6 protein-coding genes are annotated in these 14,773 nt (G+C 51.9%); all 6 read left to right on the forward strand.

Annotated elements, in window-relative coordinates; genetic code table 11:
* The first annotated feature begins 14 nt into the window (after positions 1 to 14).
* The 6 genes from K6T23_RS05325 to K6T23_RS05350 all read left to right on the forward strand — a co-directional run bounded on the left by K6T23_RS05325 (position 15) and on the right by K6T23_RS05350 (position 14,765).
* Positions 15 to 7,607 (forward strand): carboxypeptidase regulatory-like domain-containing protein, encoded by a 7,593-nt coding sequence (locus K6T23_RS05325; RefSeq protein WP_238283811.1) that lies wholly within the window; start codon positions 15 to 17, stop codon positions 7,605 to 7,607.
* Positions 7,608 to 7,782: 175 nt separating this feature from the next.
* Positions 7,783 to 9,237: a benzaldehyde dehydrogenase gene (gene yfmT / locus K6T23_RS05330; protein WP_238283812.1), complete on the forward strand. Its 1,455-nt coding sequence runs from the start codon at positions 7,783 to 7,785 to the stop codon at positions 9,235 to 9,237.
* Between the two features lie 14 nt (positions 9,238 to 9,251).
* Entirely contained in the window at positions 9,252 to 10,097 is an 846-nt protein-coding gene (locus tag K6T23_RS22170) for a methyl-accepting chemotaxis protein (protein ID WP_273546607.1), read from the forward strand.
* A gap of 179 nt (positions 10,098 to 10,276) precedes the next feature.
* Complete coding sequence (locus K6T23_RS05340) at positions 10,277 to 11,236, forward strand: arsenic resistance protein (RefSeq protein ID WP_238283813.1); 960 nt, start codon at positions 10,277 to 10,279, stop codon at positions 11,234 to 11,236.
* An 862-nt stretch (positions 11,237 to 12,098) separates the two neighbouring features.
* Positions 12,099 to 13,169, forward strand: a complete 1,071-nt coding sequence (locus tag K6T23_RS05345; protein ID WP_414130728.1) for a sugar ABC transporter substrate-binding protein — start codon at positions 12,099 to 12,101, stop codon at positions 13,167 to 13,169.
* Positions 13,170 to 13,241: 72 nt separating this feature from the next.
* The gene (locus K6T23_RS05350) at positions 13,242 to 14,765 is read left to right on the forward strand and encodes a sugar ABC transporter ATP-binding protein (protein ID WP_148796604.1); all 1,524 of its coding nucleotides are present in this window, start codon (positions 13,242 to 13,244) and stop codon (positions 14,763 to 14,765) included.
* The last annotated feature ends 8 nt before the right edge of the window (positions 14,766 to 14,773 follow it).

Below are 14,773 nucleotides of genomic sequence, written 5' to 3' on the forward strand. Positions count from 1 at the left end.
GGAGGGGTTTAGGTTTGGCGTTTCCTAGTAACAATCAATATACTGCGATAGAGGTTGGTGGCGTCCCGCTCTTTGACGTTTTGGGGGATGAATCCCCCGCTTCGACGGACCTTGTCGGGAATTCGACGTTCCCGACCGGCTTTTTTGCCTATGATGGGACCAACGTTTATTTCAGGCTACGACTGGAGGCAGATCCGCGTAACACGCAGCTGACTGGTTTCAGGAACTTTTCTTGGGGCGTACTGATCAACACGACAGGCGTTGCAGGAACATACAACTGGCTATTCAATGTGGATGGACTGAACAATCGGGTCAGCTTGATCCAGAACACGATCGTTCAATTCAATTCTTGGACAGATCAGGCGGAAGGGACCAATGGCAATGGGGCTCCCAATGTGTCAAGGACCATAACCAATTTCGACTTTGCAAGGGTGGTTCCCGCTGATTCGTCGATCGGAGGTACTCCGGATTTCTTTTTGGACTGGTATTTACCGGCCAGTGTGTTTTTCTCCACCCTGGGGATCACAGAGGCTTCACTGTTGCGCACCATATATTTTTCATCGGCGAATGCGAATAATTATAACAAGGACTCCTTGCGTACAAGTGAAGGGTTTTCGTTTGTCAATGCTTTTAGTAATCCCATATCTGCTCAGGATGCTGATATCCGTGCCCGTCTTGAAACAAATAAGCAGCTCACCGGTGGCCCGACCAGCCTGCTGCTCGGGCAGCAAGCCACGTGGACCGGGACCATCACCGTGAGGAACAATGGGCAGTCAGCGGCCAATGCCGTGTCTCTGGTTGATCTCATCGGGACAGATGTGGTCAGTTCGTTTGTGGTGGACAGTGTCTCCCAAGGGTTGATCAGTTATAATGCACTGACGAAGCAGTTGACGTGGAATGTAGGAAATCTTCCTGCCAACATCCAAGCTACTTTGACGTTCACTCTTACAGGTTCCTACACACTGAGCGGACAAAGGCTCCTTGATCGCGTAGTGGCTACGGGACTGGATAGTTTCTCGGGAGGGGTGGTGACTTCCAATACGACCGTTGTGAACGTAAATGTAACAGCTTCTGCTACGATCAATGGCGTTGTCACCGATCAGGCTACGGGGCTTTTCCTGCCAAATACTACGGTCAATCTCCTACAGGGGGTCACGGTTGTGGCCTCGACGATTACGAATGCCATCGGCTTTTATTCCTTCACCAATCTGGTACCGGGGAACTATACAATCGAAGCAGCCAGGGCGACGTATAATACCGCCAGTGTTAACACATCTGTAGCCCCTGGTGCTTCTAATACGGTGAATATCCCGCTACAGCCTCAAACAAGTAGCATTTCGGGGAATGTTTCAAGCGGTGGTCCGATCCTCGGGGCGACGATCGTCCTCACGAATTCTTCAGGTGTCATCGTGGGTACCACGATCACGGATGCTTTAGGAAATTACTCGTTTGTGGGACTCATACCGGGGCCATACAATCTAGCGGTTTCCGCCCCGGCTTTTCAATCTCAGACGATTGGCGTCACGACGGTGGCCAATCAGGCATCGGTCGTGAATGTTACCTTAGTGCCGAACCCCGGTGCCCTTTCCGGTACGGTACAGGATAGCGTGACCAGTGCACCACTTCCCGGTACCACGGTGGAATTGCTTACATCTACGGGGATCCTCCTCAACTCGACGACGACGGATGCAGGGGGCGTCTATACATTCGATGCACTAGCTCCCGGGCTTTATCAGGTAAGGGCGTCGGTTTCAGGATATTCCACGGGTATCGTATCGGCATTGGTTGTCTCGGGGTTGACGGCGACAGGGAATCTTCTCCTTTTGCAAAACCCGGGAACGGTGACGGGGCAGGTAAGGGATGCGGCGACTCTGCTGCCGATACAGGGGGCCACGGTTCAAGTGATCGACGGACAGGGGGTCGTATCGGGGACACTGTCGACCGATGTGACGGGAGTGTATACCTTTGCCTCCTTGCGTCCAGGTTCGTATTCTCTTATATTTTCGGCACCTGGATATGGAAGTGTAACCAATGGAGCCGTGGTGACGTCCAATGCCATCACGGTTGTGGATGCTCCATTGACACGGATAGCAGGAACGTTATCGGGTACCGTGACTGGCCCGGGCAGCCTGCCAATCCCTGGTGCGGTCGTAACGGTGTACGCTAATAACGTCCAGATCGCGAGCGTGTTGACGGATCTGGCAGGGAATTACACCGTTCCGGGGCTTTCTCCAGGTTCCTATACCGTCGTGATCGGGGCCAATACGTTCACGTCGGCCTCTCTAGGGACATCCATATCAGGTGGAAAGACTACAACGCTTGACGCACTCCTGACTCCAAATCCAGGTACGTTGACTGGAACCATAACCGATCAGGGTGCCAATCCCCTATCGGGCGTCTCGGTGACGGTGGCAGCAAGCTCGGGTACGGGAATCATTGTCGCAACGACGGTGACAGGAAATGACGGGACGTATACGGTCACGGGTCTTGCTCCCGGAAACTACATCGTGGTGGCAAGCAGTCTCAATTTCCAACAAGTTTCGGCTGGCGCCAGTATCGCAGCTGCCGGAACGACCGTATTGAACCTATCTCTTGCCAGTGATCCTGGGACCATCTCCGGGGTGATTCTCGACGCCCAGACTGGGAGTCCGATTGCAGGAGCGAATGTACAGATACGGGTTTTGGATGCAGGGGGCTCTCTTGTCGCCACGGTTCAATCTGCCCCGGACGGTCAATACGTTTTGGGGAATCTTGCACCGGGGGTGTATACCGTTGTCGCCTCTGCGGTGGACTTCCAGACCAATAGCGCTACGGTACAAGTGTTCCCGAATCTGACGACGGTCGGGAATGTGGCCCTTTTGCCAAATCCGGGAAGTATTTTCGGCACGGTCACAAGCAGTATCGGCTCAACGCCGATTGGAGGGGCGGTAGTATCGGTCCTGAATAGTAGCGGTCAACTGGTCACGTCCGTGCTGACGAACATTGCCGGGAACTTCACCGTATCCGGACTTGCGCCGGATCAATATACCCTATCGGTCCTTTCTCCCGATTTTCAAAATCGCAGTGTGGGCGCGATCGTCGTTTCGGGCGTCACCACGCCGGTAGCCGTTCAACTGATCCCTGATCCTGGGAGTATTACCGGGTTAGTCACCCCGGCAGTACCGAACACGATCTTACAATTAAGGGATAGCAATAACGTCTTCATCGATTCGTTTGCAGCGAACCCTGATGGAACCTTTTCTTTTAATAACTTGGCACCAGGTGTGTACACAGTCACGGCGAGTGCACCGAACTACTCTTCCGCACAAGCAGGTGCCGTGGTGGTTAGTGGGGAGACAGATGTCATCGCACTGACCATCTTACCGAATCCCGCCACCATAACGGGCACCATCACGACAACCGGCGGGGTGCCGCTTCCGACCTCATTCGTTCAAGTGTTGAATCCGATAGGCATCTTGGTGGCTTCAGGTTTTTCTGACGCCAACGGAGTCTATACGGTGGGGAATCTTCCGGCGGGCTCTTATACGGTAGTGGGCAATGCGGTCAATTTTGGTCAGGCGTCACAAGGCGTAACGCTGACAGCAGGGCAAATCCTGCCGGATGTGAACTTCACGCTCCTGGCGGATACAGGGGGCTTGACTGGTCAGGTAACGGATGCGTTTACGGGTACCCTCTTGTCAGGAGCCACGGTTGTCATATCGGATGCCACGACACAGCTTCCCGTTATCACCACCACCACCTCTTTGTTCGGGAACTTCCTTGTGAGTGGTCTGGCTCCTGGAACCTATATTGTGACAGCTTCCCTGACCGGATATGCCTCCCAACAAGTCGGAGCGATCGTTGTCAGCGATCAGAACGGCATCGTCCACTTATTCCTCACCCCTGATCCAGGGACCATTGAAGGGACGGTGGTGGATACGCTGGGGAATCCTGTATCGGGCACAAATATTCTGATCACCGTCGTGAATGAAGACAATGTCATTGTCGCTACAGTCCTGGCCAATTCAGATGGGACGTATCAGATTCCACAGTTGCTGCAGGGGACGTATTTTATCACAGCAAGTGCTACTGGATTTGCATCTTCAACGGTTTCAGCGATTGTAACAAGTGCACAGACCATCCCAGTCACGAATGTCCTTACTCCGAATCCTGTTGCCGTTACAGCAACCGTCCTTATAGTGGGATCGTCTACACCAATTGGAGGATCCCAAGTACAGGTCAAATCATCAAACAATATTGTCATTGCCTCTGGAACGACCGATTCTTCAGGTCAGGTGACGTTTCAAGGTCTTCCTGCAGGTACCTTATACTTTACAGCGGATGCTGTAGATTTTGGGACCGATTCCAAAACGGTCTTTGCAGGACCTGGAGATGTTCTGACGGTTGAACTATTCCTGCGAGATGATCCGGGTCAAGTGGTAGGGATTGTGACCAATTTGCCTACAGGAGCATCCGTCCCGAACGCTACCGTGACCCTTAGGAATGTAGCCGGGGTCAATGTATCCACTGCATTGACAAATGATTCTGGCCAATACTCCTTTACAGGAGTGACTCCGGGCACTTACACCGTTATAGCCAATGCCGCGAATTTCGGACCTGAGTTGTCAGGTGTAACGGTTGCGCCCAATATCGTAAGCAATGTCAGCTTTGCCCTCCAGCCTAATCCGGGGGTGATTCAAGGAACGGTGCGTGATGCGGGAACCAATCTGCCGATCCCGAATGCCACCGTGACAATCCGGCAGTTCTCTGGAGATGGGCCGATCATAACAACGACTCTCACGGATGCGAATGGGTTCTTCCGATCCACTCAATTATCACCAAGGTCCTACGTGGTCGTATCCGGTATCGATGGATATGGGTCAGCCGCCGTGTCAGCCGATGTCGTCAGCAGTCAGGTGACGACGGTTGAGGTATTCCTCACGCCGAATCCGGGTGCCATCCAAGGAACCATCCTTGATGCTGAGACCCTGCAGCCGCTAGGCGGGACACTCGTGCGGGTCATCAACAACCAAGGAACCATTATTGCTTCAGTGAATACGGATGCGAATGGCTTCTATTATGCAGGCGGGTTGCCTCCGGGGGATTATACGGTAGGAGCGGTCAACCCTGTGTACCAGGCGGGCCTGAGTGAAACGTTGATTCAACCGAACGTGACCAATACGGTGAACTTGCTCTTGCAAGGGAACCCTGCTACGTTGAACGGCCTCGTTTATGATGCCGTGGACGGATCTCCATTGCCGGGTGCGGTGATTGAAATTAGAGTGAGCGGCACCAATATCCTCGTTCGGCGAGTGGTATCAGATGGAACTGGTAGATACATTGTTTCCGGATTACCACAAGGTACATTCGACGTAGCGGCACAACTTCAGAATTATAAGATCAGTACCAATACGGTGTTCCTTAGCCCTGGTGAAGTGGAGGGTCTTAATATTCCATTAAGTCCATTCCCTGCAACAATCATTGGAACGGTGGCCGATGCCCTCACGCTAACCCCGATTGCGGGTGCACTTGTCCGTTTGGTCATTCCGAACACGGATATTGAAGTAGGAAGCGTATTGACCGGTGCCGATGGAACCTATACGTTGAGCAATATACCTGAAGGACAGTATACCCTGACTTTCTCAGCTAATGCCTTTGCTAGTGACGTACAATCCATCACGCTTGAAGAAAATGAAGTTGCAACCATCAATGCATTCCTGGACGCTAATCCTTCTACTATTTCTGGCAGGGTGACGGCTCAGGGATCGGGGGCAGGGATTCAAGGGGCTCTTGTGAGGGTCTTTACTCAGAATGGTGCCTTTGTGACGAGTACGTTGACGGATGCAAATGGCTTTTATGAACTACCGGGTATCAGGGAAGGAACCTATTCCGTGATCTACAGCGCGACCGGATTTGGAACGACTCTCAGGACGATTCCCTTACCTGCCGGAACGAGTGTTACCGTGGATGTATCCCTTGTGCAGGATACTGCCTCCATCCAAGGCACCGTTCGGGATGCTGCGAACGGACTTCCACTTCCATCGGCACTCGTACAGATATTCGTGGTAGGGACCACAATCCCTGTTGCATCCGTCCTGACGAACCAACAAGGGGGCTACACCATTGATGGTCTCTTACCCCAAGAATATCGGGTCGTCTATAGTGCCACAAATTATCAATCCCAGACGAACCTCCTTTTATTCAATCCGGGAGAAGTAAAGACGAATGATGTGGCTTTGGATCGACTTCCATCAAGGATTGAGGGCACCGTCACAGAGGCCGCCAGTGGACTTCCGATTGCCAATGCATCGGTGACGCTCCTATACAGCGGCTCAGGTATCATTGCGGCAACAGGATTCACCGACCCGAACGGGAATTATGCATTGGATGGGTTGTCACCAGGTGAGTATACTCTCCGTTTCCAAGCCCCAGGATATGTCACGGGAACGGTCCCGATTGTTCTCGGGCTGAATGAGCGGGTCGTGGTCAATCAGGCATTGGGACTTGGTTCTGGTACTATTGCGGGATCAGTGAGACGGGCAAGCGACGGTACTCCGATTGTGAACGCACTCGTTCTTGCCTTCACGGTCGCCGGGCAGCCGATTGGAAGTACCTTGACAGATGTCAATGGGGCATATTTGCTGAGTGGTCTTCCTCAGGGACCGGTGGTCTTGGTTGTAAGGGCCACAGGTTTTCAATCTGAGAGAAGGGATGTTGCCATCAGGGCTGGTCAAACCGCTCAAGAGGATTTCGCCTTAGTAGCGAATCCTGCAAGCCTAACAGGTTTCATCACGGATATCGGGACAGGTGGACCGGTTCCGGGGGCTCTTGTGCAAATCCTTCCCGTTGGTTCAGAAGTTCCTTTCAAATCCACACTGTCCCTTCAAGATGGGGTCTATCTTCTAATCGGGTTGCCGGCTGGCCGATTTGTGGTACGGGTCAGGGCAGAAGGATATGAAGAGAGGCGGATTGAGGTCACTCTGACAGAGGGGCAGGTACTTGATCTTGATATTCAACTGGGAGAGATTCCACCAACTCCCCCTCCAACTACACCGCCTGTGATCGAACTGAATGCGGAATGCATCAACGTAAGCAAAGTCTATGACTGGGTGTTTGCTCCATTCCGGGAAAGTCAAAAGGTCATGATCCCGCCTGACTGCAGGGGAATCGTAGAAGACGCCCTCGCCCTCGGCGAAGACGTGACAATCTCCTGTAGCACCGGAGCCACAACCTGCCGCGTGATCGGGTACGAGAATGGAAGTCCGGGTGTCGTGAATGTCAGGATTGAGATCCCGGTCAGCCTGACCCTTGAAACGGAGGACGGGGGCTCGTGCACCATCGACTACCGGGCTTACCTCGACCGTTCCCTTGCCGTTTGCATTCCTGATGGCCTCAACGCCGGGAACATCGACTGCTCGCTCCTTGAAGTAAAATGCATGGCAGATGGCGGAGTCCTCACCGATCAGTTCTTCGAGATCAACCTCTTGGCCTGCCTGCAGATCGAGGTCCATGCCAACGTCACCCTGGAGGTTCTCGCTGAATTCTGCTTCCCTCGTGGAAACCCTGAATTCGTCGATCAGGATGCCAATTCCAGCTGTGACTTTCCGGAATGGCCTCCAAATTGCTAACACATGACCGATCCCGTTTTGGGATCGGTTTTTATTTTCAAGTACGTCTTGGTTATAAGGCTCAGAGTGAATAGTGAAAACGGTATGGGATGAAATATCCATTTCCCAGTAAAGATTTTCCTTAAGTAGCCGATAAAAAGAATGTTGGAGATTTATACTATCTGGAGGTTTTAGCATGAATAGAGAGTCATTGGGAAAACAATTCATCGGAGGCGAGTGGAGAGACGGGAACAGCACCGGTGAAATGGTTGACATCAACCCGTACAACGGTGAATCCATCGTTACCTATAAGCTTGCAGATACAGAAGACATAGATGCAGCCTACCAAGCAGCCGCAGAGGCGAAGCTTCAGTGGGATAAAGTAAACCCGTTCAAGAAGCGCGACATCCTAGAAAATGCTGTGAAATACATTGAAGAAAATGAAGAAGAAATCATCTCGATCATCATCGATGAGCTCGGTGGAACAAGATTGAAGGCCGTATTCGAAATCGGTCTTGTGAAAAACATGATCAAAGAAGCAGCCACCTTCCCGATCCGCATGGAAGGCAAGATCCTGCCGTCTACGATTGATGACGTGGAAAACAGACTGTACCGCATCCCGGCTGGGGTTGTGGGCGTCATCAGTCCGTTCAACTTCCCGTTCTTCCTATCCGTTAAATCCGTGGCACCTGCACTCGGAGCCGGAAATGGCGTCGTCCTGAAGCCACATGAAGATTCCCCGATCACAGGCGGAACACTCATCGGGAAGATCTTTGAAGAAGCAGGGGTGCCAAAAGGTCTTCTGAATGTTGTCGTTGCAGACATCAAGGAAATCGGGGACGCGTTTGTGGAGCATCCGATTCCGCGCATCATCTCGTTCACCGGGTCAACGGGCGTCGGAAGCTACATCGGTCAAGTGGCCGTGAAGAACTTCAAGAAGCCTCTTCTTGAGCTCGGTGGAAACAGTGCCTTCATCGTACTCGAAGACGCAGATCTTGAGTATGCCGTCAATGCAGCGGCCTTCAGCCGTTTCACCCACCAGGGGCAGATTTGCATGTGTGCGAACCGCGTGCTCGTCCAGCGCTCGGTCTATGATGAGTTCGTGACTAAATTCACGGCAAAGGTGTCGACATTGAAAACGGGTGATCCGAAAGATCCGGACACCATCATCGGGCCTGTCATCAACGATCGCCAGGCGAAAAACCTATCCGCCCTTATCGAAAAAGGAATTGAAGAAGGAGCAAACCCTGTGCTCAGAGGATCCAACAGCGGCCGCCTCTTCGAACCGACCGTGCTTGCGGATGTGACGACGGATATGACCGTTGCCCAGGAAGAGCTCTTCGGTCCAGTCGTGTGCATCATCCCGTTCGACACAGAAGAGGAAGCGATCGCTATCGCCAACGAAACCCGCTTCGGGCTGAGCGGAGCCGTGCATACATCGAATCTGGAGCGCGGAGTGGAATTTGCGAAGAAGGTCCATACCGGCATGATTCATGTGAATGACATTACGATCAACGATGAGCCGATCGTGGCTTTCGGTGGAGAGAAACAATCCGGTATCGGACGCATGAACGGCGAATGGAGCCTGGATGAATTCACAACCCTTAAATGGATTTCTGTCAACTACGGACAGCGTCAACTACCATATTAATAGAAAGAATGTGAATGAAGATGGCAAACGAAAGAATAATCGAATCCTTCGTCCAAGTTGCACCCTTCCTTAACGGACTGCTTCAGGATGATGTAACAGTCGGAATCTATGATACCGAAAAACTCATTCTGAACATTCCTGGCAAAACGTTCTCCTTGAACGTGAAACCTGGAGATCCCCTCATGGATGAAGACATTGTCACGAAGGCCATTCGTGGAGACGAAGAGCTGACGGCAGTCGTCCCAAAAGAACTGTTCGGATTTCCGCTGATTGCCCGCGCAATCCCACTCCACGATGACGATGGGAATGTCATCGGCGGTGTCGGAATTGGAACTAGCCTTGAGAAAGCAAGTGCCCTGTTTGAAATGGCCGAAAGTTTCTCGGTTATCGTCGAACAGACTGCGGCTTCAATTGAGGATATCAGCGCATCCGTCACTCAATTGTCTGGTCGTGTCACGGATATGACTGAGCAGATGAAGGACGTCAGCTCAAGTGCAGAAGAGATTGGAGAAATCTCCGGGGTCGTCAAAGGCATCTCGGATCAAAGTAACCTTCTAGGCTTGAACGCGGCCATTGAAGCTGCCCGCGCCGGTGAAGTCGGAAAAGGCTTCTCTGTCGTCGCCAACGAAATCCGCAAGCTTGCCACGAATTCAAAAGAGAACGTGACCCAGATCAACGATATCACCAAGAACATCCAGGGACTCCTTCTCTCCCTTAACCAATCATTCCAGGAAGTCTACACGTTGACTGACACCCAATCAGGATCCATCCAGGAATTCTCAGCTACCATTCAGGAAATCAGCGCCAAAGCTCAAGAACTTGCCCAACTTGCTGAGAAGACCTTATACACCGACAACTAAAATACAAAAAAAAGAAGAAGCACATGTGTGTTTCTTCTTTTTTGTGGGGAGGTGAAGCATGGGGACGGTTCATGTGCGCCATTTTTTTGGCGCATAAGAATCGTCCCCATGAACCGCTATTGAGATACCCCATCACTTCCTTTACACTTACTACTATCGGATGAGAGAAGGAGTAAGAAATGAAAATGACAAGAGAACAGCTGGAAAACCAGCAAATTTGGATTTATGCCATTGCCCTCCTCATCGGTGGGACAGTGGGGCTTCTTAGTCCTAGAGCAGGGAGGAGTCTCGACGCGGCCATCTCGCCGTTGATCGCGATCCTCATGTACGGGATGTTCACGCAGATCCCGTTTTTGAAGCTCCGTGAAGCCCTGTCCAATCTGAGATTTATGACGGCTTTATTGATTGCTAATTTCATTGCCGTACCCGTCCTCGTCTGGATATTGATTTCGCTATTTCCGTTGACCACACCCGTGCTGCTGGGGGTGTGCCTCGTGCTTCTCACGCCGTGCATCGATTACGTGATCGTATTCACCCAGCTCGGGAAAGGGAATGAAAAGCTCATGCTTGCGTCCACGCCGGTGCTGTTCGTCGTGCAGATGCTCCTGTTGCCGGTATACCTATGGCTGTTCATAGGGGGAGAGATGACCGGAATCGTGCGCGTTGGTCCCTTCCTCGAAGCCTTCCTCTTCCTGATCGTGGCGCCGCTTATCTTGGCGATCCTCACTCAAGTGTGGGCAGGCAGGAAGACCACCAGAGCCCGGTTCCTCGATTGGACGGCGTGGCTTCCCGTCCCGTTCATGGCCATTGTCCTCATCGTCGTTGTCGCTTCGCAGATCGGCAAGGTGTACAGCGATCTAGATGTAATCGTCCGTGTCATCCCGATCTACGCGCTTTTCCTGGTCGTGAGTCCGCTCGTCTCCCGTTCCACCGTTGCCCTGTTCAAGCTCAATACGGGGGAGGGGCGAGCCCTCATCTTCAGCGCCGGCACGCGCAATTCACTGGTCGTGTTGCCCTTCGCCCTCGCTCTGCCAGGGGACTGGGCAAGGATCGCTGCCGCCGTCGTCGTCACCCAGACGATCGTCGAGCTCGTGGGGGAGCTGGTGTATATCAAGGTTGTACCGAGATTGATGAAATAATGGAGGGACCCCCTGAAGGCGTAAGGTATAGGGGGTCTTTTTTAGGTGGGGGGATGGATGGTGGTCATTTCTGAATGGGCCGCATGCAGCTTATTTGCGACTTTTTCCCGATATCGTTAACAATCTAAATTTATACGAGAATTGCCCTGATTTACCATGCGTTTACCAGTCGTAATTTCAACGGATCTGTTCAAAAAGGTCTTGAATCATTCAAACAAGCTGTGAATTTGGTCGAACCTTGTCGAACGGGAAGATTCGGAACTGTTAAAGATCGATTTACTTGCGAAAATCAAAAAAATACTTGCGACTTTTAAAAATTTATTTGCGAAAAACGAAAATCTATTTGCGAACTCCCGGGTCTACGATTTTTCTATTTTGCGACATTCCAGTCAAATCAGCGATTGAATGCTGTTCCATATGAATCTGCTTGGTTATTTGCGAACGCCCAGCCTCACCGTTTTTCCACTTGCGACATTCCAATCAAATAAGCGATTGAATGCTGAATCGGCCACGTTATGTGCGAACGCCAACAACCACTAACGGGCACTCACCGATAGACCGCATCCATCATTCCAACCCCGAGCCACCACCGCCATCCCCCCTGAACGACCGTCCACCATTCAAGCTCCGATCCACACCACACTCCCCACAAAAACTCGCAGCCATCACCCAACCTATTCCTCCCAAACCCCCAACACCAAAAAAATACAGGCGATACCAAAAGAGTGCTAGTGAAAGCGATTACATTCATGATAAAGGACCCATATAATCAAGATGTACCAACACGTTAAAGGGGGATTCAAGTGTGAAAAAGATGTGGAGAATGGCTTCATTTTTAATGGTTCTGGCTTTATTCATGGGGATGCTGGCCGCTTGTGGCAGCAGCAGTAGCTCAGGCGGTGGAAAGAGCAAATCCGGCGTCGATATCGGGATCGTTCTTCCGACGAAGGATGAGCCGAGATGGGTTCAGGATGAAAAACGCTTTAAGGATGCGCTGAAGGATTCGGACTACAACGTTGAGATTTTGTTCAGTCAGGGTTCATCTGCCAAGGAAAAAGAAAATGTGGAAACATTGCTGAATAAAGGCATCGATGTCCTGATCATCACGCCTCAGGACGGGGACGCTGCAGCAGCGGCTGTCGAGTCTGCGAAGAAAGAAGGCGTAACGGTCATCTCGTACGACCGTTTGATCACGAACACGGATGCCGTTGATTACTACGTGACATTCGATAGCGTCGCGGTTGGGGAAGCTCAAGGCCAATACTTGATCGACCACGCAACAGGCAAGGATGTACCGCTTTACCTGTATGCCGGGGCAGCGTCAGATAATAACGCGTTCCTATTCTTCGAAGGAGCTTGGAAAGCCCTTCAACCGAAAATCGCCGATGGCACATTCAAGATTGCCAACTCAAGTGAAGCAGAAGGCCTGAAGGATACGGCAGAACTCAGCCGTGATCAGATGAGTAAGATCCTCGGTCAGGTCACAACGAACTGGGATCCAAACGAAGCCAAGAACAAGGCTCAAACGCATTTGACAGCAGTCGGAGCGGACATGAAGGGTGACGTAGCCGTACTTGCACCGAATGATGGTACGGCACGAAGCATCGCGGATGTATTCGGTTCCGATTCAGAAGTGAAGAGCTTTGTGGTCACAGGTCAGGATGCAGAGAAAGCATCGATCCAATATGTGATCGACGGCAAGCAGTCCATGACGGTCTTCAAGGATGTCCGCACACTTGTAACGGATGCCATGGGTATCGCAGTCGACGTGCTTGATGATAAGAAACCTGAAACAACCGGTTCTTACGATAATGGGAAGAAAGAAGTAGAAGCGAAGCAAACGGAAGTCATCGTGGTGGATAAAGAAAATGTGAAAGAAAAGCTGATTGATTCCAAATACTATGAAGCTAGCGAATTCACAGGTTTGGAGTAAGAAGGATGTGGTGGCGGGGCAATCCCGCCACTTTTCCACCTGTCATTGCTTTTGTTAAAGGGGGTTAACGAATTGAAGAAGTATTTGCTGGAGATGAATGATATCTCCAAGGAGTTTACAGGGGTCAAAGCACTGAGCGATGTGAATTTCAAAGTCGAGGAAGGCGAGATCCACTGTCTGATCGGGGAAAACGGGGCTGGGAAGTCCACGCTCATGAAGGTGCTGAGCGGCGTCTATCCATATGGGACCTACACGGGGGACATCGTGTTCGAAGGGGACGTTCAGCAATTTAACAAAATCAGTGACAGTGTGCAGGCAGGCATCGCCATCATCTATCAGGAACTCGCTCTCTTCCCGGATCTCACGGTCTATGAAAATATCTTTGCAGGGAATGAAGTGAAAGTCGGCGGGTTCATCGACTGGAACCGCACGATCGTGGAAGCCCAGAAGCTTCTGAAGAAAGTGAAGCTCGATGTGAATCCCGATACGCTCATCCGCGACCTCAGCGTCGGGAAGCGTCAGCTCGTGGAAATCGCGAAGGCACTCAGTAAGGACGTCAAGCTCCTCATCCTCGATGAGCCGACGGCGGCCCTGAATGAAGACGACAGCGAAAACCTGCTGGAGCTCTTGAAGGATCTGAAGGCACAGGGCATCACGTGCATCATGATCAGCCACAAGCTGAAAGAGGTCATCCATATCGCCGACAAGGCGACGGTCATCCGGGACGGGCAGACGATCTGCACCCTCGATGCCTCAACGGGCCAGATCACAGAACCCGTCATCATCAAGAACATGGTCGGGCGCGATATCCAGGATATCTATCCGAAGCGTCCGAACAAGAAGCACGGCGAGAACATCCTCGAGCTTCATAACTGGTCGGCGTATGATCCGCAGCTCGGCCGCCAGGTGATCAAGAACGTCAATCTGTCGGTGAAAAAAGGCGAGATCGTCGGGATTGCAGGACTCATGGGCTCCGGGCGCACCGAGCTTGCCATGAGCATTTTCGGCAACGCCAAGCACTACAAACTAGAAGGGGATCTCATCTGGAACGACACCCTCACCGTCCTGAAGCATACGCGTGATGCCATCAAGGCGGGCATCGCCTACGTGACGGAGGATCGGAAGGATGATGGACTATTCCTTCTCCAGGATATCAAGAGCAATATTTCCGCTGCGAACCTCGGGGGCATTTCCTCCAAGGCCGGCGTGATCAATGAAAACGAAGAGATACGGGTAGGGGAGAAATATCATAAATCCCTTCATATCAAGGCATCATCCCTTGAACAGCTCGTCGGGAACCTGAGCGGGGGGAACCAGCAGAAGGTGTCCATCGGGAAATGGCTGTTCGTCGGACCGAAGCTGCTCATCCTCGATGAGCCGACGCGGGGAATCGACGTTGGGGCGAAGTTCGAGATCTACACGGTGATGAATGAGCTCATCGAACAGGGCCTCAGTATTGTCATGATCTCATCGGAACTCGGGGAGGTCCTCGGCATGAGCGACCGCGTATACGTCATGGCCCAGGGCCAGATCAAAGGCGAGCTTCAAGTCGAAGACGCCAATCAGGAAAAAATCATGGAGCTAGCAACGCAATAAGGGGGTAG

The organism is Rossellomorea marisflavi (assembly GCF_022170785.1).
Classification (GTDB): Bacteria; Bacillota; Bacilli; order Bacillales; family Bacillaceae_B; genus Rossellomorea; species Rossellomorea marisflavi_B.

Coding starts and splice junctions, on each gene's coding strand:
- yfmT (WP_238283812.1), top strand. CDS start 7,783: ATGAATAGAGAGTCATTGGGAAAACAATTCATCGGAGGCGAGTGGAGA.
- K6T23_RS22170 (WP_273546607.1), top strand. CDS start 9,252: ATGAAGATGGCAAACGAAAGAATAATCGAATCCTTCGTCCAAGTTGCA.
- K6T23_RS05340 (WP_238283813.1), top strand. CDS start 10,277: ATGAAAATGACAAGAGAACAGCTGGAAAACCAGCAAATTTGGATTTAT.
- K6T23_RS05345 (WP_414130728.1), top strand. CDS start 12,099: ATGCTGGCCGCTTGTGGCAGCAGCAGTAGCTCAGGCGGTGGAAAGAGC.